Annotated in this window: 24 protein-coding genes and 3 tRNA genes; 11 read left to right on the forward strand and 16 right to left on the reverse strand. The window is 66.9% G+C overall.

Annotation, left to right across the window (positions count from 1 at the left end):
• The first annotated feature begins 1 nt into the window (after position 1).
• The 5 genes from ACWF5H_RS00110 to nadE all read left to right on the forward strand — a co-directional run bounded on the left by ACWF5H_RS00110 (position 2) and on the right by nadE (position 5,547).
• On the forward strand, positions 2-1,228 hold the full coding sequence (locus tag ACWF5H_RS00110) for a substrate-binding domain-containing protein (protein WP_452034075.1): 1,227 nt from the start codon (positions 2-4) through the stop codon (positions 1,226-1,228).
• 157 nt (positions 1,229-1,385) lie between these two features.
• A complete protein-coding gene (locus ACWF5H_RS00115) occupies positions 1,386-2,234 on the forward strand; it encodes a sugar phosphate isomerase/epimerase family protein (protein WP_452034077.1) in 849 nt (282 codons plus the stop codon).
• Between the two features lie 108 nt (positions 2,235-2,342).
• A complete protein-coding gene (locus ACWF5H_RS00120; RefSeq protein WP_452034079.1) occupies positions 2,343-3,542 on the forward strand; it encodes a Gfo/Idh/MocA family protein in 1,200 nt (399 codons plus the stop codon).
• Positions 3,532-4,527, forward strand: a complete 996-nt coding sequence (locus tag ACWF5H_RS00125; RefSeq protein ID WP_452034081.1) for a sugar phosphate isomerase/epimerase family protein — start codon at positions 3,532-3,534, stop codon at positions 4,525-4,527. The genes ACWF5H_RS00120 and ACWF5H_RS00125 overlap by 11 nt, the downstream gene beginning before the upstream one ends.
• Before the next feature lie 195 nt (positions 4,528-4,722).
• A complete protein-coding gene (gene nadE / locus ACWF5H_RS00130; RefSeq protein ID WP_452034082.1) occupies positions 4,723-5,547 on the forward strand; it encodes an ammonia-dependent NAD(+) synthetase in 825 nt (274 codons plus the stop codon).
• A gap of 3 nt (positions 5,548-5,550) precedes the next feature.
• Here nadE and ACWF5H_RS00135 read toward each other — a convergent pair whose 3' ends face one another.
• Complete coding sequence (locus ACWF5H_RS00135) at positions 5,551-6,153, reverse strand: uracil-DNA glycosylase family protein (protein WP_364652222.1); 603 nt, start codon at positions 6,151-6,153, stop codon at positions 5,551-5,553.
• Between the two features lie 198 nt (positions 6,154-6,351).
• On the opposite strand from ACWF5H_RS00135, the gene ACWF5H_RS00140 reads away from it, so the two are divergent.
• Both ACWF5H_RS00140 and ACWF5H_RS00145 read left to right on the forward strand, forming a co-directional pair.
• Entirely contained in the window at positions 6,352-7,155 is an 804-nt protein-coding gene (locus tag ACWF5H_RS00140) for an exodeoxyribonuclease III (protein ID WP_452034084.1), read from the forward strand.
• A gap of 1 nt (position 7,156) precedes the next feature.
• On the forward strand, positions 7,157-7,981 hold the full coding sequence (locus tag ACWF5H_RS00145) for a hypothetical protein (RefSeq protein ID WP_364652220.1): 825 nt from the start codon (positions 7,157-7,159) through the stop codon (positions 7,979-7,981).
• Between the two features lie 84 nt (positions 7,982-8,065).
• Here ACWF5H_RS00145 and ACWF5H_RS00150 read toward each other — a convergent pair whose 3' ends face one another.
• The 4 genes from ACWF5H_RS00150 to ACWF5H_RS00165 form a co-directional block, all read right to left on the reverse strand.
• Complete coding sequence (locus ACWF5H_RS00150; RefSeq protein WP_452034085.1) at positions 8,066-9,076, reverse strand: LacI family DNA-binding transcriptional regulator; 1,011 nt, start codon at positions 9,074-9,076, stop codon at positions 8,066-8,068.
• Positions 9,077-9,083: 7 nt separating this feature from the next.
• Complete coding sequence (locus tag ACWF5H_RS00155) at positions 9,084-10,040, reverse strand: carbohydrate ABC transporter permease (protein ID WP_452034086.1); 957 nt, start codon at positions 10,038-10,040, stop codon at positions 9,084-9,086.
• Positions 10,037-11,002 carry a carbohydrate ABC transporter permease gene (locus ACWF5H_RS00160; RefSeq protein ID WP_452034087.1) on the reverse strand — a complete coding sequence of 322 codons (966 nt, stop codon included), beginning with the start codon at positions 11,000-11,002 and terminating at the stop codon, positions 10,037-10,039. The genes ACWF5H_RS00155 and ACWF5H_RS00160 overlap by 4 nt, the downstream gene beginning before the upstream one ends.
• 92 nt (positions 11,003-11,094) lie before the next feature.
• On the reverse strand, positions 11,095-12,444 hold the full coding sequence (locus tag ACWF5H_RS00165; RefSeq protein WP_452034089.1) for an ABC transporter substrate-binding protein: 1,350 nt from the start codon (positions 12,442-12,444) through the stop codon (positions 11,095-11,097).
• A 253-nt stretch (positions 12,445-12,697) separates the two neighbouring features.
• On the opposite strand from ACWF5H_RS00165, the gene ACWF5H_RS00170 reads away from it, so the two are divergent.
• Entirely contained in the window at positions 12,698-14,533 is a 1,836-nt protein-coding gene (locus ACWF5H_RS00170; RefSeq protein ID WP_452034091.1) for a glycoside hydrolase family 13 protein, read from the forward strand.
• 30 nt (positions 14,534-14,563) lie between these two features.
• Here the strand turns inward: ACWF5H_RS00170 and ACWF5H_RS00175 are convergent, their stop codons facing one another.
• The 8 genes from ACWF5H_RS00175 to ACWF5H_RS00210 all read right to left on the reverse strand — a co-directional run bounded on the left by ACWF5H_RS00175 (position 14,564) and on the right by ACWF5H_RS00210 (position 19,460).
• A complete protein-coding gene (locus tag ACWF5H_RS00175) occupies positions 14,564-15,175 on the reverse strand; it encodes a hypothetical protein (protein WP_452034092.1) in 612 nt (203 codons plus the stop codon).
• Positions 15,172-15,786, reverse strand: a complete 615-nt coding sequence (locus tag ACWF5H_RS00180; protein WP_452034093.1) for a hypothetical protein — start codon at positions 15,784-15,786, stop codon at positions 15,172-15,174. Before ACWF5H_RS00180 ends, ACWF5H_RS00175 begins: the two co-directional genes overlap by 4 nt.
• A complete protein-coding gene (locus ACWF5H_RS00185; protein WP_452034094.1) occupies positions 15,783-16,247 on the reverse strand; it encodes a hypothetical protein in 465 nt (154 codons plus the stop codon). The genes ACWF5H_RS00180 and ACWF5H_RS00185 overlap by 4 nt, the downstream gene beginning before the upstream one ends.
• A complete protein-coding gene (locus tag ACWF5H_RS00190; protein WP_136785653.1) occupies positions 16,244-16,435 on the reverse strand; it encodes a DUF2273 domain-containing protein in 192 nt (63 codons plus the stop codon). The genes ACWF5H_RS00185 and ACWF5H_RS00190 overlap by 4 nt, the downstream gene beginning before the upstream one ends.
• A 31-nt stretch (positions 16,436-16,466) precedes the next feature.
• The gene (locus ACWF5H_RS00195) at positions 16,467-17,033 is read right to left on the reverse strand and encodes an Asp23/Gls24 family envelope stress response protein (protein ID WP_452034095.1); all 567 of its coding nucleotides are present in this window, start codon (positions 17,031-17,033) and stop codon (positions 16,467-16,469) included.
• 46 nt (positions 17,034-17,079) lie between these two features.
• Positions 17,080-17,376 carry a hypothetical protein gene (locus ACWF5H_RS00200; RefSeq protein ID WP_364652211.1) on the reverse strand — a complete coding sequence of 99 codons (297 nt, stop codon included), beginning with the start codon at positions 17,374-17,376 and terminating at the stop codon, positions 17,080-17,082.
• Between the two features lie 437 nt (positions 17,377-17,813).
• Entirely contained in the window at positions 17,814-18,587 is a 774-nt protein-coding gene (locus tag ACWF5H_RS00205) for an alpha/beta fold hydrolase (protein ID WP_452034097.1), read from the reverse strand.
• A 102-nt stretch (positions 18,588-18,689) separates the two neighbouring features.
• Complete coding sequence (locus tag ACWF5H_RS00210; RefSeq protein WP_452034099.1) at positions 18,690-19,460, reverse strand: MBL fold metallo-hydrolase; 771 nt, start codon at positions 19,458-19,460, stop codon at positions 18,690-18,692.
• A 131-nt stretch (positions 19,461-19,591) separates the two neighbouring features.
• Here ACWF5H_RS00210 and ACWF5H_RS00215 point away from each other — a divergent pair, with 131 nt between their 5' ends.
• Complete coding sequence (locus ACWF5H_RS00215; RefSeq protein ID WP_452034100.1) at positions 19,592-19,801, forward strand: hypothetical protein; 210 nt, start codon at positions 19,592-19,594, stop codon at positions 19,799-19,801.
• A gap of 151 nt (positions 19,802-19,952) precedes the next feature.
• Here ACWF5H_RS00215 and ACWF5H_RS00220 read toward each other — a convergent pair.
• The 3 genes from ACWF5H_RS00220 to ACWF5H_RS00230 form a co-directional block, all read right to left on the reverse strand.
• Positions 19,953-20,028: transfer RNA gene (locus ACWF5H_RS00220), tRNA-Phe, on the reverse strand.
• Positions 20,029-20,085: 57 nt separating this feature from the next.
• A tRNA-Asp gene (locus ACWF5H_RS00225) sits at positions 20,086-20,159 on the reverse strand.
• Between the two features lie 84 nt (positions 20,160-20,243).
• Positions 20,244-20,316 (reverse strand) — tRNA-Glu (locus tag ACWF5H_RS00230).
• A 144-nt stretch (positions 20,317-20,460) separates the two neighbouring features.
• Here ACWF5H_RS00230 and ACWF5H_RS00235 point away from each other — a divergent pair.
• Both ACWF5H_RS00235 and ACWF5H_RS00240 read left to right on the forward strand, forming a co-directional pair.
• Positions 20,461-20,832 (forward strand): metallopeptidase family protein, encoded by a 372-nt coding sequence (locus ACWF5H_RS00235; RefSeq protein WP_364652207.1) that lies wholly within the window; start codon positions 20,461-20,463, stop codon positions 20,830-20,832.
• Positions 20,833-21,275: 443 nt separating this feature from the next.
• The gene (locus ACWF5H_RS00240) at positions 21,276-22,853 is read left to right on the forward strand and encodes a C40 family peptidase (RefSeq protein WP_452034102.1); all 1,578 of its coding nucleotides are present in this window, start codon (positions 21,276-21,278) and stop codon (positions 22,851-22,853) included.
• Positions 22,854-22,998 lie beyond the last annotated feature (145 nt).

Consider the following 22,998-nt stretch of genomic DNA (forward strand, 5'->3'; position numbering starts at 1 on the left):
CATGACGAGGAAACGTCTAAGTACCGCGGTCGCGCTCACAGCGACCGCCTCGTTACTGGCCATGACGGCATGCACCACCGATCAGTCGATCACGGAGGATACCGGCAGCCCCGCCGCATCAGCTCCGGCGGAGACCACCGAGGCCGCCCAGGAGTGGTTCAGCCAGGCGCTCTATGACGAACAATTCGAACAGCGCACCGCCGATTTTGAGGGCGATCCGGAACAGCCGTGGCTGCAGTACATCGCCGGCGACATGACCGACACCGCGGACTTCGCCTCCAAGGGCGCCAAGAAGGTCTGCTTCGCTAACGCGTCCATCTCCAACCCGTGGCGGCAGACCGGCTGGATCACCATGAACCAGCAGCTCAAGGTGCTGCAGGATGAGGGCGTAATCTCCGAGATGGAGACCCGCGATGCTCAGGACGACTCCAACACGCAGATTGCCGACATCGACTACTTCATCAGCGAAGGCAAGTGCGACGTCTTCGTGATCTCACCGAACGCGACGGCGGCGCTGACGCCGGCTGTGGAGCGTGCCTGTGATACCGGCAAGCCGGTGGTGGTCTTCGACCGCGGCGTGGAAACCGACTGTGCCACCACCTTCATCCACCCGATCGGCGGCTTCGCCTGGGGCATCGACAGCGCAAACTTCCTCACCAGCAAGCTCCAGTCCGGGGACAAGGTGGTGGCGCTGCGCATCCTGCCCGGTGTGGACGTGCTGGAGCAGCGCTGGGCCGCGGCCGAGAAGATCTTCAAGGAGAAGGGCATCGAGGCCACCGACCACTTCACCGGTGCGGACCCGACCGAGATCAAGAAGATCATCTCCGATGAACTCGCCAAGGGCGACGTGCAGGGTGTGTGGATGGACGCCGGAGACGGCGCGGTGGCGGCGATCGAGGCGTTCGAGGATGCGGGCAAGGACCTGCCGGTGATGACCGGCGAGGACGAGCTGAGCTTCCTGCGCAAGTGGAAGGATACCGGCATCGACGCGATCGCCCCGGTGTACTCCAACTTCCAGTGGCGCACGCCGCTGCTGGCGGTGCAGAAGATCTTCGCCGGCGAGGAGATCCCGGCCGAGTGGGTGCTGCCGCAGAAGCCGATCCCGGCCGAGGAACTGGACGACTGGCTGAAGCGCAATGAAGGCATGCCGGACGGCCACTATGCGAAGTTCGGCGGCGAGGACCTGCCGGGCTATCCGGAGGTCTGGCAGAAGCGCCAGATTCCGTAAGACAGGCGTGTCCGGCCGGGTGTGGGGGCCCGGCCGGACACGTTGTTCCCGCCCGGACCCGTGTTCGGCGGATGGCGCACGCGCGCCAGCGGCAGTTCGCGCACGACGAGGGCGGCAGTTCGCGCACGACAAGGGCGGCAGTTGAGGGAGGTACACGATGGACCGGCCGATCGGGGTCAACACCTGGGTGTGGCAGTCCCCGCTGACCGACGACGTGCTTCCGCAGCTGCTGGCCAAGATCGCCGGGATGGGGTTCGACGCGGTGGAACTGCCGCTGGAGAACCCCGGCGATTTCACCGCCGGCACCGCCCGGGACGCCCTCGCGGCCACCGGGTTGAAGCCCTACCTGGTGGGCGCCATGGCACCGGGCCGCGATCTGGTCCTGGCCGACGCCGAGTCAGTGCAGGCCACCCAGGACTATCTGTCCGCCTGCATCGACCTGGCGCACGAGCTCGGCGCCCCGGCGGTGTGCGGCCCGTTCTACGCGGGCACGGGCCGGGTTTGGCGGATGGGCGCCAGCGACCGGACCGAGGCGTACAGCCAGCTGCGCGAGAATCTGGCGCCGCTGGCCGCCCGAGCCGAAGCGGTCGGCGTCGTGCTGGGGATTGAGCCGCTCAATCGGTACGAGACCTCTCTGATCAACACCGTGGAGCAGGCTCTTGAGGCGCTGGAACCGCTGCTCGGACACGGGGTGGGGCTGGCGCTGGACAGCTACCACCTGAACATCGAAGAACGTTCGAGTTCCGCGGCCATCCGCGCCGCCGGCGAACACCTTATCCACCTGCAGGTCTGCGGCAACGACCGCGGAGCCCCGGGCGGCGACCAGACCGACTGGCCGGCGCTGATGGCGGCGCTGGACGACGTGGGCTACGCCGGCCCGCTGAACATCGAGAGCTTCACCGCTGACAACGCCGCCATCGCCACGGCCGCCTCGATCTGGCGGCCGCTGGCACCGAGCCAGGACCGGCTGGCCGAGGACGGGCTGGCGTTCCTCCGGAGCCTCTAACCGCGCCGGCGCCGGCCGGAGGGCGCCGCAGAATCCGCCCCAGCACAGACCGAGGCAGCAGTACAGACCGGGCCGCAGTACAGACCGCCGAGCACGAAGGAGAAGACGATGACCGCCAATCCGGACGCGCCGACGCTGGGCGTGGCAGTGCTGGGGCACGCCTTCATGGGCAAGGCGCACTCGAATGCCTGGCGCAACGTCTCCGCCTTCTATCCCGGTGGACCCGCGGTTGCGCAGCGCGTGCTGGCCGGCCGGGATCCGCACGGCGTGGCCGCGGACGCCGCCCGGTACGGCTGGGCCGAGGGATCCACCGATTGGCGAGCCGTCCTCGCCCGCGACGACGTGCAGATCGTGGACATCTGCACCCCGGGACACTTGCATGCCGAGCTGGCCGTGGCCGCGCTGGAGGCCGGCAAGCACGTGATCGTGGAGAAGCCGCTGGCCAACTCGGTGGCGGAGGCGGAGCTGATGGCGGCCGCCGCCCGCACCGCCCGGGCCGCCGGCGTGCACGCGATGGTCGGCTTCAACTACCGGCGGGTTCCGGCGCTGGCCCTGGCCCGGCAGCTCATCGCGGAGGGCAGGATCGGCACCGTGCGGCAGGTGCGGATCGCCTACCTGCAGGACTGGCTGGCCGACGCTGCCGCACCGATGACCTGGCGGCTGCGCCGGGAGACGGCCGGCTCCGGTGCGCTCGGCGACCTAGCCTCGCATGCGGTGGACCAGCTCCACTTCCTGCTCGGCGCGCGGGTCACGTCCGTGTCCGCCACGCTCAACACCTTCGTGGACACCCGGCAGGGCCCGGACGGGCCGGAACCGGTGACTGTGGACGACGCCGCGTGGGCCACGCTGCGGCTGGATACCGGCGCGGTGGCCAGCCTGGAAGTCACGCGGATGGCCACCGGCCGCAAGAACGCGCTGCGGATCGAGGTCTACGGCTCGGGCGGGCACCTCAGTTTCGACCTGGAGCGGCTCAATGAGCTCCACTATTACGACGCCGGTGCGCCGCCAGGGCTGGCAGGTGCGGCCAGGATCCTGGTGACCGAGCAGTCGCACCCTTACCTGCAGGCCTGGTGGCCGCCCGGGCACGTGCTCGGCTGGGACCACACGTTCACCAGCCAAGCCGCCGATTTTCTGGCCGCGGTGGCCGCCGGCTCGGCGCCCAGTCCCGGCTTCGAGGACGGCCTGGCGGTGCAAAAGGTGCTGGACGCGATGGTGCGCAGCGCCGCCCAGGAGGGCGCCGCCGTCGTTCTGGCCGAACCGGGCAGCCGCCACGACCTTTCAGCGACAGGAGCAACCGATGCCTCGTAACTTCACCCTGTTCACCGGCCAGTGGGCGGACCTGCCCTTCGAGAAGGTGGCGGAACTCGCCGCAGGCTGGGACTACGACGGCCTGGAGATCGCGGTGTCCGGCGACCATCTGGACGCCTGGCGCTGGGACGACGACGACTACATCGCTGACCGGCTGGGCATTTTGGAGCGCCACGGGCTGAAGGTATGGGCCATCTCCAACCATCTGAAGGGCCAGGCGGTCTGCGACGACCCGATCGACTTCCGGCACCAGGCGATCGTCGGCGAGCGCGTCTGGGGCGACGGCGATCCGGAGGGCGTGCGGACGCGGGCGGCCGAGGAGATGATGCATACCGCGCGGCTGGCGCAGCGGCTCGGGGTGAAGACCGTGGTGGGGTTCACCGGGTCCTCGATCTGGCAGTACGTGGCGATGTTCCCGCCGGTGCCGGCGCATGTGATCGACGCGGGCTACCGGGACTTCGCCGACCGGTGGAACCCCATCCTGGATGTGTTCGACGAATGCGGCGTGAGGTTCGCGCACGAGATCCACCCGTCCGAGATCGCGTACGACTACTGGTCCACGGTGCGGGCGCTGGAAGCCGTGGGGCACCGCGAGGCGTTCGGAATCAACTGGGATCCGAGCCACATGATGTGGCAGGACATTGATCCGGTGTCGCTGATCTGGGATTTCAAGGACCGGATCTACCACGTGGACTGCAAGGACACGAAGCTGCGGATCACCGGGCGCAACACCCGGCTGGGCTCGCACCTGCCGTGGGGCGACCCGCGGCGCGGCTGGGACTTCGTCTCCACTGGGCGCGGAGACGTGCCGTGGGAGGCCAGCTTCCGCGCGTTGGCGGCGATCGGGTATGACGGGCCGATCTCGGTGGAGTGGGAGGACGCCGGGATGGACCGGCTGCAGGGTGCGCCGGAAGCGCTGGAGTTCCTGAAGCGGTTCGACTTCGAGCCGCCGTCGGTGTCGTTCGACGCCGCGTTCCAGCAGTAGGGGCGGGCGTCGGGTCCGGGGCCTCGAGTCCGGCGCCCGGTGCCGGTCGGCCGGTCGGGTTCCCCTGCCCTAACTGTCCACGTTCAGCCACAACTGTCCACGTTTTGACGCGGCGCGAGCCCCTGACCTGCGACGATGCTCGGGCGGCCGCCAAAACGTGGACACCCGGCCGGAGTCCTCCAGTAGGCTGTGGTCATGCGTGAACTTCAGGCCACGATTATTGACGAACTCGGTGTCCAGCCCTCCATAGACCCGGCACAGGAAGTCGCACGGCGCGTCGGTTTCCTCAAGGACTACCTCAAGGCCAGCCGGACCAAGGGCTTTGTGCTGGGCATCAGCGGCGGGGTGGACTCCAGCCTTGCTGGCAAGCTCGCCCAACTGGCCGTGGATGAGCTCAAGGCCGAGGGCGTGGACGCCACGTTCGTGGCCGTGCGCCTGCCTTACGGCGTCCAGCATGACGAGGACGACGCCCAGGCCGCGATGGACTTCATCAAGCCGACGGCGTCATGGACGTTCAACATCAAGTCGGCGGTTGACGGTTTCCAGTCCGAGTTCACGGCGACCACCGGCGAAGAGATCACCGACTTCAATAAGGGCAACATCAAGGCCCGCGCCCGAATGATGGCCCAGTACGCGCTGGCCGGGCAGCACAATTACTTGGTGCTGGGCACGGATCACGGCGCAGAGTCGGTGACGGGCTTCTTCACCAAGTTCGGCGACGGCGCGGCCGACGTTCTTCCGCTCTTTGGGCTGAACAAGCGGCAGAACCGCCAACTTCTGGAACACCTCGGCGCCAGCGACCAAGTGGCGCACAAGGTGCCGACGGCCGACCTGCTGGATGACAAGCCGGGCCGCACGGACGAAGACGAGCTGGGCATCAGCTACGACCACATCGACGAATACCTCGAGGGCGGCACGATTCCGGATGAGGTCGCCGAGAAGATCGAGCAGCGCTACCTGATGACCAGGCACAAGCGCACCACCCCGGTGTCCATCCTGGACAAGTGGTGGCAGAGCTGACGTTCAGCCGACCAAGCCTTTCGCCCGCCTCACTGCCTTACGGAAGTCTTCCTGGTTTTTCTTGCTGATCAGGGCCTTGCCGCCGGGACTGGGTGCCTTGATGACCGTCGGCCGGGTGAACGCACCCATGTGCTTGGTCCACTGAGTCTTGGTGAATGTCCCGCAGAGCACGACTACTTCGAGGCGGGGCAGCAGCCTCAGGACCGACTTGAGCGCCTTGACCCCTGCGATGGTCTGAACCGGTGTCGGCTCGGCGCCGTCCAGGAAGAATGGCACGGTGTTCCATTGCAGGATTCCGTCGTGAAGCTCCGCGTCGTTCCGTTCGTTCCAGCACCGCTCGGCGGCCTGGTCCGGGTTGTCCACTGAGACGAATCCCAGCCCCTCGGCGGTAACGGTGTTGCTTCCGGGGCTGTCGAGCAAGAAGAGTACCCGTGCCGCCGAACCGGCATCCGCCGGGTCAAAATGCGGTACGGGCTCTGTCCGTGTCTTAGCGAATTCTTCCCGCCATTCTTCAAGTTCTTGGATGGCCGGCTCGGTTTGCAGCATGGCTTTCCTCTGCTGCTGTTCGTTCGGATCTGCGAGAGTCTGCGGCTTATCGGCGAACATACCTCCAACATACCCCCGGCCCACGAATGCCACATTGTCCTCTGCGTAGTTCCACCACCCGGGCTGCCTGTTCAGCTCCGCGCTACCCGTTTCGCCACCGACGGCCCGTTACGCCACCGGCCGCCCGTTTCAGCTCAGCGCTCCCCGTTTCGCCCGGACGAGAAGCGCAGCATGCGCCGTTTGGGTAACGTAGCTGTTGTGAAGATTGCTACCTGGAATGTGAACTCGATCCGTGCCCGAGCCGACCGCGTTGAGGCCTGGCTGCAGCGCTCCGACGTGGATGTCCTGGCCATCCAGGAGACCAAGGCCAAGGATGAGAACTTCCCCTGGGACCTGTTCGAGAAGAACGGCTACGAAGTGGCGCACTTCGGCCTGAACCAGTGGAACGGCGTGGCGATCGCCTCCCGCGTTGGCCTGGATGACGTGGAACGCACCTTTCCCGGTCAGCCGCACTTCGGCAAGACCGAGGAGATCACCGCGGCCGAGGCCCGCGCCATCGGGGCAACCTGCGGCGGGGTGCGGGTCTGGAGCCTGTACGTTCCCAACGGCCGGGCAGTCGACGATCCCCACATGCCCTACAAGCTGAACTGGCTGAAGGTCCTGAAAGAAGAAGCCGCCAGCTGGGTCCAGGCCGACCCCTCGCTGAACCTCGCCCTGATGGGCGACTGGAACATCGCCCCCACGGACGACGACGTCTGGGACATCGAATGGTTCCGCGCCCAAAACGCCACGCACATCACCGAGCCGGAGCGCTCCGCGTTCCGTGCCTTCGAAGAGGCCGGATTCGTGGACGTGGTCCGACCGCACACGCCCGGTCCCGGCGTCTACACCTACTGGGACTACACCCAGCTGCGCTTCCCGAAGAAGGAAGGCATGCGCATCGACTTCATCCTGGCCTCACCGGCGCTGGCCGCCCGGGTCAGCGGCGCCATGATCGACCGGGAAGAGCGCAAGGGCAAGGGCGCCTCGGATCACGCACCCGTCATTGCGGAGCTGGATTGAGATGAAGTTTCCGTACGTCTCCTACCTGCGGGTCTTCGAACCACTCGATGTGTTCGACGACGACCAGCAGCTGCTCATCATGAGCCAGCGCGGCCGCGGGCGGGACGTGACGGAAAACCTGGACCGCGGTGACTCGCTGCGCCGGATCACGCGCACGGTGTCCGACCCTTTCCCGCATACCAGTGAGGACCTGATCCGGGTATTGCATTACCCGACGACGGACGGCATCACCGCCCCGCGCTACTGCCCCAACCAGCTGGCCGTCCGCAGCACCTTGGCCGCCGAATCGCTCTCCAGCAGCCTGCGGGATCCGCTGCTGGGGCTGCTGGTGCCGGAGGCCGCCCGCGACGCCCAGCAGTCGCGGTTGGATCCGGACAACTTTGTGGAATCGCTGGCCAAGCTGCATACGCGCAGTTCCACCTGGGGCATCCCGTTCGGCTGGTTTGTGCTGTTCCGAGAGGACGACCACACCGAAAGGGTGGAAACGGACCACACGTTGCAGACCGTCCGCTTGGCAGCCCCGGTTCCTCAGTGCATTGACCGCGCCCGTTACGCGGCGGCATCACTGGCCGTGGCGGCCCCGGGGCTGGATCTGCTGGAAGAACTGACTGAGCTGATCGAATGGCTGGAGACCTTCACAGCCGATGCCATCGTGGAGCTGGACTACGGCCGCGTGGCCGAGCTGGTCTACCCGGACGAATCGCCGTCGGACGTGCACGCCGGCATCGAATCCCTCGCCGACGGGGACATGACCGGCGCCGCTGCCGCCTACCGCCGCCTGGCCGGCCGCTGGATCAAGATCCGCCAGCTGGCCCGCGCCTCCTGACCGTCAGCCCACAACCGAGGTAGGCCCTGACCGCTGCAGCCCACCGCCGCGCGTTGCGCCCGCACCGCACCCTACGGGCCAAATTTACGACGGCGGTGGGCCGGTTGATGCGCGGACCACCAGCTCGTGCGGCTGGATCCGTGGCACGTCCACGCGTGCCTTGCCCTGCAGTTCAGCCAGCAGCAGCTCCGCGGCGTAGGCCCCCTGCTCGTCTGGCCGCTGCCGGACGGTGGTCAGGCCCATCGGTTCGGCGAACTCGTGGTCGTCAATCCCCACTACGGAGAGGTCCTCGGGCACCCGAAGCCCTCGTTCGTGCGCGGCCAGCAGCGCGCCGAAGGCCATCTCGTCCGCGGAGGCGAAGATCGCCGTCGGCCGCTCTCCCGGAGCATCCAGCAGTTGGCCAGCGGCAATCTTGCCGCCCGCGAACCGGAAGTCCCCGATGGCCTGCCATTCCGGCCGGACCGGAAGTCCGTGCCGGGCCATCGTGTCCCGGAAGGCCTGCTCGCGCCGGCGCGGCACGTTAAAGTCGATGCCGTAGGCGCCGCCGCCCTGCAGGTGGGCAATCCTGGTGTGACCGAGCGAGATGAGGTATTCCACCGCGTCGGTGGCCGCGGCGGCGTCGTCCACGCTGACGCTGCGCAGCCCGTCCACGTGGCCGCCCACAATCACATTGGGATACTCCAACGCCTGCAGGTCGGCCAGCTCGTCCGGCGTCAGCTGCATGCACATCACCAACAGCGCATCGATCCGCTTGCGCAACATGGAACGGTGGAACACGCGTTCGCGGTTGGTGCCGGTGCCGCCCAGGCTGAACACGATCAGGTCGTAGCCCGCAGCCCGCAGCGCCCGGTCCACGCCTTCCAGTGCGGACGCGAAGTACCAGCGCTCGATCATCGGCAGCAGCACGCCCATAGCCATAGTGCGGCCGGACGCCAAGTGGGCTGCCGACGACGACGGCTCGTAGCCCAGCGACTCGGCCGTCTGCAGCACCCGCTCGCGGGTGACCGCGGAAACCCCGGCCAGCCCGCGGAGGGCACGCGACACCGTAGCCGTCGAGACTCCGGCGGCCCGGGCGACGTCGTCGATCCCGGTCACGGCGCCCTCACCCCTTGAGGCCACCCGCCAGCAGGCCTCGGACAAAGTAGCGCTGCAGGCCGAAGAACACCGCCAGCGGCACGATGATGGAGACAAACGCCCCTGCCGTCAGGCGGTGCCACTCGTCGCCGCGGGTACCGGTCAGCTCCGCGAGCCGCTGCGTGATCGGCGCGACGTCAGCGGTGCCGCCGGAGAACACCAGTGCCACCAGTAGGTCGTTCCAGACCCAGAGGAACTGGAAGATGCCGAAGGCGGCGATCGCCGGCACGGACAGTGGCAGGACGATCCGCCAGAAGATGGTTGCGTGACCCGCGCCGTCCACCCGTGCCGCCTCAATGACTTCGCCGGGGATCTCGGAGATGAAGTTGTGCAGCAGGAAGATGGCCAGCGGCAGCGCGAAGATGCTGTGCGCTATCCAGAGCTGGGCGTAGGTGCCGGACGGCAGCAGCTGGAACTCGCCGATCTTGAGGTTGATGAACAGCGAGAGCAGCGGGATCAGCGCCATCTGCAGCGGCACAATCTGCAGCGCGAAGATGAAGATGAAGAGCGTGTCCTTGCCGCGGAAGCGGCCCCAGGCGAAAACATAGGCCGCCATGGAGGCGATCACCAACGGAATGATGGTGGCAGGGATGACGATCGCCAGAGAGTTGATGAAGTACTGGCCCAGGTTGGACGCGGAGCCACCCCCGGACGCCAGGACCTCGGTGTAGTTCTCGGAGGTGAACTCCAGGTCGCCCAGCACGTTCCACCAGCCGTTGGCCTGAATGTTGTCTTCGGGCCGAAGCGAGGAGACGAACAGGCCGAAGGTGGGCACCGTCCAGATGACGGCAATGATGATGGCAGCCGCGGTGGCGCCGCGCGAGGTGAGGCGCTTTTTGACCCGCCGGGCGATCGGGACCTGCGGTTCAGCAGCTTTGGCCACGGCCGCCTCGGGAGCGGCCGGGATGGCGGGCGTTGCGCTCATCGGATTTCCCTCTGCTTCTTCAGCTGCCGGGCGTTGTACAGCACGATCGGGAGCACCATCAGGAACAGGATCAGCGCCAGTGCGGCGCCACGTCCCGGTTCGCTGGCGCGGAACGCCTGGGTATACATCTCGTTGGCCACCACCGAGGTCTCGAAGTTGCCCCCGGTCATGGTCCGGACAATGTCGAAGACCTTCAGCGTGCCGATGGTGATCGTGGTGACCACCACGATCAGTGCCCCGCGGATGGACGGGATGGTGATGGAAAAGAACTGTTGCCTGGCGCTGGCCCCGTCCAGCCGGGCCGCCTCCACAATTTCGGTGGGAATGCCCTTGATCGCCGCGGAGAGAATGACCATGGCGAAACCGGTCTGGATCCAGACCATCACGGCAATCAGGAAGAAGGTGTTTTCCGGCGCGTCCAGCAGGAACTGCTTAGGTTCGCCGCCGAACCACACCAGGATCTGGTTCATCAGGCCGATCTGCTCGCGTTCGGCCCCGCGATAGGTGTACATGAACTTCCAGATCACGCCAGCGCCGACAAAGGAAATGGCCATCGGCATGAAGACCAGGGCCTTCAGCGCCTTCTCGCCGCGGGCGCGGTCGATGAATACGGCATAGGCCAGCCCAATACCGGTGGACATCAGCGGCACCAGCACAACCCACAGCAGCGTGTTCCTCAGCGTGACCAGGGCTTCGGGCTGGGTAAACATCCAGACGAAGTTGTCCAAGCCGTTGGGCGTTCCGTTGCGGTCCGTGAACGCCAGGTAGGTGGTCTGGATGGCCGGCCAAATCAGCCCGATGGCCAGCAGCACGACGGCGGGGGCCAGGAATCCGATGATCGTCGCCTTATCGCGGAACGTCTTCGGGGCCCGGTCCACCAACAGCATGATCAGGGCGATGATCGCGGCAAAGATTGCCAGCGCGATCACTACCTGCACAAGCTTTTCGCCAACGTCTTCCATGGCACTTACCTCCTTGGTGCGTGGAAGGGAACTGTCGCGCCGGCCGTGCCGCCTGCAGTGGTCACAGGCGGCACGGCCGGGCTACGGAGCGGCTAGTCCGAAGGCCAGCTGGCTTCGATCGAGTCGACCACTTCCTTGGTGGACTTGCCGTTGATCCATTCCACAACGCCGCTCCAGAAGGAGTTGGCGCCCACCGCACCGGGCATCAGGTCCGAACCGTCGAAGCGAAAGGTGGTGTCCTCCGACTGCAGCAGTTCGATGGACTGGCGGTCCAGGTCACTGGCGGCCAGCGCCGGGTCAAGGCCCTTGTTGGCGCTGATTGCGGCGCCCTGCTCCACCCGGTTGTTGGCGAACTCAGGTGAGGCCATGAACTGCAGGTAGGCCGAAACCTCTTCGCTTTCGGTGTAGGCAGCCACGAACTCGCCGCCGCCGGTGATGGCGCTGGCGCCGGCTTCCTGGCCCGGGGTGATGAAGGCCCAGACGTCGCCGTCCTCGGCCACGTTGGTGCCCTCAGGCCAGTTGGCCGCCTGGAAGGTGGCCTGGTGGTGCATGGCGCAACTGCCGTCGATCACCGGCATGCCGCCGTCGTCCACCGAGGTGGAGATGATGGAGCGGACGTCCCCGATGCCGCCGTTGACGTAGTCCTCGGTCTTCAGGATGTCGCCCACCGCATCAAACGCGTCGGCCACCTTCGGATCGTTGAACGGGATGTCGTGGTTGACCCATTGGTCGTAGACCTCCGGACCGGCCTGGCGGAGCAAGGCGTCCTCGATCCAGTCGGTGCCGGCCCAGCCGGTCGCGTCGCCAGATTCAAAGCCGGCGCACCAGGGCTTCATGGTGCCCTCGTCCGCGATGGTCTTGGTCAGCGTCATCATCTCGTCCCACGTTTGCGGGACCTCCCAGCCCTTGTCCTTGAAGGTGGACGGCTGGTACCAGATGTAGCCCTTGACGCTGGCCAGCATCGGAGCGGCGTAGAAGGTGCCGTCGATCGTGCCGTAGGCCTTCCAGTCCGCGGACCAGTTCTCGTCCACCAGGTCGGAGACTTCCTGCGGTGCAGGCTTGAGGTTTCCGGCGCGTGCCTGCGCGGCCAGTAGGCCGGGCTGCGGGATGATCGCCACGTCCGGCGGGTTGCCGGCCTGGGCGCGGACTTGGAGTTGCGTCTCGAATTCGTTGGATCCCTCGTACACCACGTCGATCCCGGTGCACTGCTCAAAGTCCACCCAGGACTGCTCCAGCTTGTCCTGCTCGGTATCCGTGATGGTCGAGTAGACGCTGACCTCGGCACCGTCAAAGGTGCCGTAGGACTCGTAGGCGGCACAGTCGGCGGCCGCTTCGGACCCGCTGGGCTCTTCCGTGCTTCCCCCGCAGGCGGAGAGTGTCAGTGCCATGGCGCTGAGCGCGGCCAACGGCAGGATGGCCTTTCTGGAGCGTGCAATGTGCATGATGTGACTCCTTTGTCCGGTGGCCGCGCAGACGCTGATAGGTCAGAAGGAAGCCACCCAAGTACCAATCTGGTAACTGGTAACGTAAACGCTTACTAAGTGTGCGGCAAGACACATTTTTGCAAGCTGGCCGGTTCGATATCGAATCGTGATCTAGACCGCATTGCCGGCCGCCGGGCGACCGCGGCTGCCTGCTCGGTCGCGAAGATCATTAGGCTGGAAGTGGTCCTGACCCGCGAGCCGAGGAGTGTTAATGGCTGCAGCATCCGTACCGTGGTGGCGCGACGCCGTCATCTACCAGATCTATCCGCGCTCGTTTGCGGACAACAACGGCGACGGCATGGGCGACCTGGCGGGCATCAGCGCCAAGGTCCCCTACCTGAAAAACCTGGGCGTGGACGCCATCTGGCTCTCGCCCTTTTACGTCTCCCCGCAGAACGACGCGGGCTACGACGTGGCCGACTACCGCGACGTCGATCCGCTCTTCGGCACGCTGGAAGACTTCGACTCCCTGCTGGCACGCACACACGAACTCGGTATGCGGGTGATCGTCGACCTGGTTCCCAACCACACTTCCGACCGGCACGAGTGGTTCGTCAGCGCCCTGGCTGCTGCCCCGGGTTCGCCCGAACGCGCCCGCTACATGTTCCGCGATGGTAAAGGCCCGGACGGAGCCGAGCCGCCCAACAACTGGCAGTCCGTGTTCGGCGGCAACGCCTGGACCCGGGCCACCGGCCCCGACGGCGCGCCGGGCCAGTGGTACCTGCATCTGTTCGACTCCACGCAGCCGGACCTGAACTGGGAGAACCCGGAAGTCCAGGCGGAGATGGTCTCCGTCCTGAGATTCTGGCTGGACCGCGGCGTGGACGGCTTCCGGATTGACGTGGCCCACGGGCTGGTCAAGGCCGACGGCCTCCCGGACTGGGCTGCGAAGACCTCGATGGTGGCCGGCAACGAGCGGCTGCCCGGCGAAGACGCACTGATCGACGACGACGGGGTTGCCGTCGGCCAGCCGGCCGGCGCATCGCCGGCCCCCGATGCCCGCCCCGCCCGGGAGCAGGTGCTGGAACCGGCCGAGAGCATCCAGGACGCGGCGCTGCAGCAGGCAGCCGACCCGGAGGAAGCGACCGTGCACCCGGACACGCCACCCTACTTCGACCAGGAAGGCGTGCACGAGATCTACCGGGAATGGCACAAGGTCTTGGCGGAGTACGACGGCGACCGCATGCTGGTGGCGGAAGCCTGGGTGGAGCCGGCCGAGCGGCTCTTTGCCTACGTCCGGTCGGACGAAATGCAGCAGGCCTTTAACTTCGACTTCCTGCTGGCCGGCTGGGATGCCCAGCGCTTGGCCCGCAGCATTGATGACTCGCTGGCTGCGGCGGCTGCTGTGGGCGCGCCGAGCACGTGGGTGCTGTCCAACCACGACACGGTCCGGCACAGTTCACGCTACGGACTGACCGACCCCACTACGTTCCCCAAGGGCATCGGCCCGGAGGACGAACAGCCCGACGAGGAACTCGGTTATGCCCGCGGCCGTGCCGCCGCGCTGGTCATGCTGGCGCTGCCAGGCTCCGCGTACGTTTACCAAGGCGATGAGCTGGGCCTGCCGGAGCACACCACCCTGCCGGCCGAGGTGCGCCAGGATCCGGCGTTCTTCCGCACCGGCGGCGAAGAACGCGGCCGCGATGGCTGCCGCGTTCCGCTTCCCTGGCGGGCGGAAGCGCATGGGTTCGGCTGGGGCTCCACGCAGCATGAACCGTGGCTGCCGCAGCCGGAGGGGTTCGCCCGCTACGCGGTGGACCGGCAGCTGGGTGTGCCCGGTTCCAGCTACGAGCTGTATCGGGCGGCGCTGGGCCTGCGGGCCGAGCGGAAGCTGGGCCAAGGCGACTTCGAGTGGGCGGCGGAGCACGATCCGGCATCCGGCGTCTTGAGCTATCGGAACGGCACGGTTCAGGTGCTGGCCAATCTGGGCAGCTCAGCGATCCGGTTGCCCGCGGGCGCTTCGGCGCTCGTTGCGTCGACGGACCGAACCGCCGACAGCGGCTCGCTGGCACCAAACGCCGCCGTCTGGCTGGCCACCGGGCGCTAGCCCCGTCCCCGCCGGTTCACCTGAGAGTGGTCAGCGGACGCGGTCCGCGCGGACCAGCCGCGAGCGGGCGCCGGCCACCAGGTGGATCACCACCGGGAAGCTCATGCCAAGGGCGAGGTCCAGCGCTTCCACCAGATCGGAGACGTCGTCGGCCACTGTTTGCGGGGATACACCCAGTCGGGGCACCACCCGGATGCGCAGGGCTCCGCCGCCGTCATAGTCGTAGGCGGTAACTGTTGCGTGCAGGATGCTGTCGCGTTCCAGCAGGGCGGCCCGCAGCGCCTGCTCGGCCACGCCGGAACTGAGCTGGACAGCGCCGGGCGCGCCGTCGCCGTCGAAATCGGCAGCAATGGTGCCGGTGCGGCCCTTGCCCTGCTGCGCGACCCACGCGATCATCAGCAGCACCAGCAGGAGCAGCACCAGGGATGCGACGATCCAGAGCCAGCTGTCCCGCTGGCCGGGCAAAGTGGTGGCGTCCAGCACCGTCTGCAGGTTGGCGCCGGCCTGTGCCGTCACGGCATGCCACCATCCCGCGAGCGCCGGAACCAGTGCCAGCGCCAGGGCGGTGCCGCCGGCCAGCATCAGGAGCAGGCCGAGGAGGGTGATCAGGACCCGGTTCAGGGTCCTGGGGGTCTGGTTCACTGTCCCACCACCCCGGAGCTGGAGACGAAGACGCGCACCTGCGGGACCGGACTGATCCGCGCCCGGCGGACTTCGTCCTCCACCGCCAACTGGATGGCATCGGCGTTCACCGGGATGCCGGACGTGGGCCGCAGCCGGACGTCCACCAAGCTACGCGAGACCACCACCAGCACCTGCTCGCGCGTCACCTGCGCCTCGGTGCGCGCCCGGCGCGCCAGCGAGGAAGCGAGCACTTCATCGTCCACCACCACCACGCCCCGGCGTCCGGGGATGCGATGGCGGTGCAGATGCCCCGGCAGCACCCCCTGCAGGAAAAAGAAGAGCCCCAGCAGCAGGATCAGCGCCCCGGACGCAGCCAGGACGGCTGGTGCCACATTGCCCGGCAGTTGGTTCAGCCAGCCTGCCATCTCTTCCGGATCGGCCAGCCAGGACGGCTGCCCTATCGCCTTCAAGGCGGCTTCGAGCAGCAGGTACAGCCCGGCCAGAGCAATGAGGACGGCGGCAATCACCGACGCCGTGGCGCGGGAACTGCGCAGTTCCCGGTTGGCCAGGCGCTCATCGGCCAGATGCTCGCTGGCCGGACGGTCGCGTTCAACTTCGGTGTGGCTCACCGGACCCGCCCCCCTTCCTGCACGCGGATGCCGGTGACCCGAATGTCCACCCGGCTCAGCTGCGAACCGCTGATCCGCGAGACCTCCGCCAGGATTGCCCCCTTGGCGGCGTGTGCCCGGTCCCAGACCGAACCGCCGAAACCGGCCACCAACTGGGGGTCGAGCAGCACCCGGTTCAGCGAGGGGATGCCGACGGGAAGCGCCAGGGACAGGGCGAGCGAACCGGCGTCATCACTCCACGTGGCGCGGACCAGCCCCGGCGAGATTCCCAGCACCCGCGCCGCGGCGCCCTGGGCGGTGCTGGTCAGGGCCTGTGTGCTGACCCGGGTGTGTCCGGCGTAGCTCTCCGCGGGTGGCCCTGCGGGTTCTGGCGCCGAAGGTTCTCCGTTCGGGCGGTCAAACGGCGCTGGTCTGGCCGGGCGGGGAGGCAGTTTCTCGGCGGGCACGGCGCGGTCCGTCATGAAGACGAGCGTCGTCCGGTCAATGCATCGCGGATGCTGCGCCAGTCGAGTTTTCCTTCCGCGGCACGGCCCAGCAGCGCTCCCACCAAGAGAAACACCGCCATCAGCAGGAATCCCCAGAAGTGGAACACCAGTGCGGCCCACGCCAGAACCGCGCCGACGGCCATGCCGACCACCGTGTAGCTCATCCTTGCCCCTCCTACCGATCCGCGCATCCTGTTACTGGGCCACCTGGCGGACCGGCTTCTCCGCCGGCGCCTTGGGGTCCAGCCCAGGCACGTGCACGTCGTTGATTTCCACGTTCACTTCGACCACGTCCAGCCCCACCAATTGCTCGACGGCGGTGTACACCGCCGCGCGCACGCTGCTCGCCAGCTCGTGCAGCGGCTTACCGTAGACGGCCACCAGATTGATGTCCACGGCTACCTGCGTCTGACCGACCTCCACGTTCACGCCCTGGCCTGCGTCGCTGCCACCCACCACGTCGCGCAGCGCGCTCAGGGCGCGCGCGGTGCCGCTGCCCAGTGCATAGACCCCGGGAACGGAGCGGGCGGCAACCGCCGCCACCTTGGCCACCGCGGCTTCGGAAATGGTAGTGCGGCCCGGAGCAGCCGGGACCACCAAAGCCGAGTCGGGGAGCAGAGCCGGGTCAAGCTCGGCCTGTTCCGGCACCTGCAGGTCCGGCAGTTCCGTACCGCCCGCAGGGGTGACGGCAGGTGCGGAGACGGGGACTTGCCCCGGAGCATCTCCGACGGATGGGGCGGGCAGCCGATCCTCGCTGTGCATCTGTTCTCCCTGGCGCTGTGCTGACTCTCAGGGCAAGCCTAACGCCTCATTCCCCGCAGTGTTCGGCCAGCCAGTCCTGCACCGGCTGAAGCGCTTCAGCGAACGCGGCGACGTCGAAGTCGCGGTCAGGTGCTGACTTCTTCAGCAGCCGCTCGACGCGGTCCAGATCATCGGTGAGCTCGGGCGGCACCTTGCGGCTGAATTCGTCCAGTTCAACCTGTAAGGACTTCAGGTCGGAGTCCTTCACTCCGGTCATGAAGCCCAGCGGGACCAGCAGGAGCGAGGCCACGTTGGCGGCCACCGCTGCGCAGGCGTCGGCTCGATCTCCGTAACGGCCCCACACGTGGGCGCCTTTGTCTGCTCCGCCGTCACCCTTGGCGTCGGTGGAGCCCGACGACGGTGTTGGGCTGGGCGATGCCGGGGCAGGTTGACTTTCGGCCGGCCCAGGTGAAGCGAGTGGTTCGGCAGGGGCAGTCGGTACCGCGGTCGGCGCAGAGGGGGCGGGCACCGGCGTCGTTGTTTCCCTTGCAGAGTCAGCGCTGCTGCACGATGTCAGCATGACGGCCGTTACCATGCCGCTGGCTGCAATCTTCAGAAGGGCCTGCACTACGCTCCTCGCTCCCATCGTCCCCGGTCAGTGCCTCATCAGGTGCAGGCGGCACTCGGAATACCCATCCATGGTATGCCGGTAATCCTGAATGGAGGCTGGGAACGGGCTGTGTCGGGCGCAAAGCGGGTGCGAAGCCCCGGCCGCCAGCCGGTGCCGGGGCTTCGGGCAGGTCAGACCGGAAGCAGCGTCCGGGGAAGCACGGCCTGATCCGCCAGCCAATCCTCCAGCGTCCGGTTGAAGAGTTCGGGACGGTTCATCGGCCACTCGTGCGGGGACTTCGGCGCCAGCCCGCCGCGGGCGTCCGGCATCAACCCGGCCAGCACGGAGACTGACTCGCGAGCCTGCCGCGGTTCTTTTTCTCCGGCGGTGACGAGCACCGGGCAGGCGGCTTGGTCGAGGCCCTCGACATTGGTGCCGACGAAGATCTCCGAGATGATCGCGCGATATTGCTGCGGGTCCAGCGGCTGGTTCCGCGCCAGGTACTCGGCTATCTGCTCCGGCCCGAGCCGCAGGTACTTGGCCGAGGCCCGCCACAGGAAGCGGTTCTTGGTCAGGCCCGCGAGGGCAAGCTGCGCCTTCAGCATCCACCGCGGCACCGGGAGCACCAGGACCCCGGTCAGCAGGGCGGTCCGCACCAGTTCCGGGCGTTGTGCCAGCAGCCGCAGCCCAACGTCCCCGCCCATCGAGAGGCCAACCAAGTGGACCGGCTGGTCCGAGACGGACTCAATCAGTTCGGCGACCAGTTTGGCGGTCGTGTCTAGATCCTCCCAGCCAACGCCGCTGCTGGCGCCATGGCCCGGCAGGTCCGCGGCTAGGCAGCGGTAGGACGTGGAGAAGTGCTTCATTTGCTGGTGCCAGGTGATGCCCGGCCAGCCCGCCCCGTGCAGGAAGATGATGGTTTCGGCGGACTCGGGCCCGGAGGCCTCGAAGGCAAGGTTCGGCATCAGCCCACTGTAGCGGCGGGGGAATCGCCGCGGGGAAGACCGGGCGAATGCATGATGAACTGCGAACTGAATCCCGGCGCGGCGCGGCCGGCGCCCCCTTGTCTAGAGGGACAGCTTTTCTCCCGGGGTGGGGATCCGGAGCAGGCCCTCGAGACCGGCGGCAGTAAACTCGGTGCGAAGTTCGCCGTGCCCCTCGCTGAAATGCTGCCAGCCTTCCGCATGGACCGGCATGACGGCGGCCGCTTCCAAGACGCGGGCCGCTTCAGCCGCGTCTTGGGCAGTCAGCGTCAACGCGGCGTTGTCGAAGAGGCCCACCCGCGCAGCGCCGGCGAAGAGAACCGCAAGACCGATCGGTGCGAACCGTTTGGCAACGGCGCCGACCACCTCCAGCGAAGCGTTGTCTCCGCTCACATAGACGGTCGGGAGGTCGGATCCTGTGAGGACGAAGCCCGTTACCGTACCGGTCACCGGCTCACATCCTTCCGGTCCGTGCTGCGCCGGGACGGCGGTGACGGTGACGGTGGCCTTGTCCGGAGCCTCGAACACCGACCGCTCCCACGGAGCCACGCCGGTGACCGTTGCAATCCGGTCCGCGGTCTCCAGCGTGCCGAGGACCTTGGCGCCGCCGCCTTCCACCAACCGCCGGCCGGATGTGTCAAGGTTGTCGGCGTGCTGGTCATGCGAGAGCAGGATCACGTCCACTGCCGGCAGGTCGACGACCCGGATGGCTGGCCCGGACGTCTTGACCAGGGTTCCGGCCGCCCCCTGGTACTGCCCGGGGTCATCGAAGGTTGGGTCGGTCAGGAAGGTCCAGCCGCCGTACTCAAGCAAGGCCGTCGGGCCCCCCACAAGGGTGAATGCCGTTTCGCTCATGTGCCTATGTTCCCGCACTGAGCCTGTTGTGGACAGTGGTGGCCGTGGATGGTTCCTGACAGACCCAGCAGGCACAATCGGAGCCAAGGACGGCGACTATCCCGCCCTCGCGGAATATCGGGAGGCAAGTCATGAGAACGTTCGGGCAGTTGATCCTGGCCCTCGCCGCCGGCTGTGCGCTGGCAGCGATCTGGATCGCCGAGTTTCGCTGGCAGTGGGCGTTCACGTCCCTGTTGGTTTGCTTCATCGGCAAGGCACTGGCAAAACGACCGAAGCGAGAAAAGCGGCTCAGGTACACCCGGGCGAACATCGACGCGGTGAACCGGCTCCTCAAGGACTAAAGCGTCCACGCGAATACACCGGTCTCTGCCGCTCACTTGCTGCGGCCCACCACGAGGCAGTGTGGCACACTCTGCCTATATTTCCGCGGAGAGACGGCAAAGAAAAAACCCCGGCACTCGGCGAGTTCCGGGGTTTTTCATTTAGTTTTGCTGGTGGCTCCGACCGGCGTCGATCCGGTGACCTTTCGATTTTCAGTCGAACGCTCTACCAACTGAGCTACAGAGCCTGGCAACATCTCTCGATGATCACCGATGGCGTTCCGAAATCGCTCCGGAAACCAAAGCGACCCTGACGGGACTTGAACCCGCGACCTCCGCCGTGACAGGGCGGCGCGCTAACCAACTGCGCTACAGGGCCTTGCATTTTTTACGAGACTCAATCCTACCAGCCTTTTGAAGCGGTTCTGACCACTTCAGCGGCTGCCATTCATGATGCCTCGCGTACCCCCAACGGGATTCGAACCCGTGCCGCCGCCGTGAAAGGGCGGTGTCCTAGGCCGCTAGACGATGGGGGCCAGGACCACTTGGGATTCGTTTCCCCGCTGTGGACCTATAAAACTATAGGGCCTGCTTCGGGAAAAACCAAAACCGGCCTTCCTGCCTCGCGCGGGGCGGCCCGGCCGGCCCTGCCGTGGCGCCCCGCGGGTAAAGTCGATTGCATGCCGATGGAGATGTCCCTGCCGGAATTCGAGGACGCGGTCAACGACGCGATCGATCAGATTCCGGAAGATATCGTGCGCGAAATGAGCAACGTCGGCATCTTCGTCGAAGAGGAATACGTTCCCAAGCCGTGGGAGGATCCGGCCACGGAGCTGCTGGGCATCTACGAAGGCACGCCGCTCACCGAGAGGGACCACTGGTGGGGTGCGGGGTCCATGCCCGACCGGATTGTGGTTTTCCGCGGGCCGACCCTGCGGATGTGCTCCTCCCGGGAAGAAATAGTCCACGAAATCCTGGTGACGGTGATCCACGAGGTCGCCCATCATTTCGGCATCGACGACGACCGCCTGCACGAGCTGGGCTGGGGCTAACCGCCCAGCTTTTCCGCCTCCCCCTGCTCAGCCTGCGGCTGCTGGCCCGAGCAGCCCCAAGACCATGGCCGTCCGCCGGCGCCACGTCGACGCAGATGCGGCCGGACAAGTGACGCAGGCGCGACGCGCTGGCGACACGTCGACGCAGATGCGGAAAGTCCCGCGGCCTACGCCGTCAATGTGGCGCGGGCTTCGGGGCCAGGCTCACCGGCGACACGCCGCTCCAGCTCAAAACCGCGGAAATGACACTGATGTTGTTTATGTTACTCGTGAGGCGAATGTTGCTTAAGTGACCGAAGGTGCATATTCTCAACGTGCTGTGTGAATGCAGTTCGGTCTAGTTGGGGTGCCACCCGTTCGCACATTGACCGCTCTCGGCCCCAAGGCCGGCCGTCCCGAAAGGGCGCGTACGTTCACTGCGCTCGTATTAAGGACCCGTTCGGATGAGGCTGCTTCCCTCGGGGCGTCCTGCCCCGCATCGATCGACGACGCCGATGCGCGCCGTCGCGCTCTTCTCGGCTACCGCCCTACTCGTCTGCGTTCCGGCCCTGGCGCCGGCCGTCGCCGCTCCAGCCGGACAATTGCCGCAGGTGACGTCAGTACGGATCACGCTGCCGGCCGCGCCGAACCTCCCCTCCAACGACGAGATCGACGACGCCAAGGGCGATGCAGCCGCCACCCAGGCGCTGGTAGACCGGATCGAAGAACAGCTGCAGGAAGCCTCGGGGAACCTGGCCAACGCCGAGTTCGATTCGATGCGTTTGCAGAACACCTACAGCGAGTCGCTGCTGAAGCAGCAAGAGCGGACCGCAGAGCTCGATGACGCCAAGGCCAAGGCCTCGGAGGCCGCCGAATACTTCGAGTCGGTCAAGAACCAAGTGGGCCAGCTGGCCGGCGAGCTGTACCGGAACGGCGGCGTCAACCCCGCGTTGAGCGCACTGCTGGACAGCAAGGACACCAGCGATGTGCTGTACAAGGCTTCCACTCTGGATGCGCTGACCGCCAACCGCTCGCAGACCCTCACCGAATCCCAGCAGGCCGCGCAGCTGTGGGCCGCCTGGGAGCTTTATGTCGCGCAGGCAGATGAGGCTGCCAAGGACGCCGCGGTCGCAGCGGAAGCCGCCGAGACGGACGCCAAGGCCGCCAGCGCCGCCCAGGAACAGCAAGTGATCCGTTACGAGGAACAGCGCCAGACGCTCCTGGTACATCTCGCCGAGCTCAGAGGGACCAGCACCAGCGAAGAGGACTCCCGCATCGCCGCCTTGGAGAAGGCCGAGCAGGACCGCCAGCTTCAGGCCCTGGTTGAGCAGTCAGCCCAAGAGGCCGCCGCGGCGCAGCGGCCTTCCAGCAGCAACTCGACCGCACAAGGTTCCACCGTGGCGCCGGCCAGTGACGACGTCACGCCGTCGCGCCCCTCACCCCCGACGACGTCGAGACCGGCAACCCCCTCGACGCCGGAACCGTCCAGGCCTTCGGCGCCCGCTCCCAAGCCCAGCACGCCGCCGTCGACGCCTGCTCCCACCAAGCCCGCCACCCCGCCAGCGAGGCCAACGCCGCCGCCGGAAAAGCCCAAGCCGAAGCCGGAACCGGAACCCGAGGTCGTGACGCCTCCGCCGGTTGTCGGTGCTCCTTCGGTAAACGGCGGCATCGCCAACGCGGCCATCAGCTTCGCAAGGGCGAAGGAATCCAACAAGAAGACTTTCTACGATTGGGGCGGCGTCGGCCCGTTGGGCTATGACTGCTCGGGACTGACGCAGGCGGCGTTCGGCAGCGCGGGCCGGTGGCTCCCGCGGACCGCACAGGCCCAGCTCGACCAGGCACCCTACAAGGTTCCGCTCTCGCAGTTGCAGCCCGGCGACTTGGTGTTCTGGGGAGAACCCAATGCCATCTGGCACGTGGCGGTCTACATCGGCAACTGGCAGGTGGTCCATGCGCTGAACCCGGATGCCGGCCTGACGGTGACGAACATCAGTCACATGTACGGCAAGCTGCACACCTCCGGGGCGCGCTGGGCCGTCTAGGTCGGCAACAGCATCAATGGGCCGGGCCCGGAACCTGTCTCTTATACACATCTGACGCTGCCGACGAATGTATCAGTGTAGATCTCGGTGGCGTTCGTTTTCGGATCGGTCCCCCCGCATGCCCTTGCCGACATCTCTATCGAAC

It is taken from the genome of Arthrobacter sp. NPDC055138 (assembly GCF_053607305.1).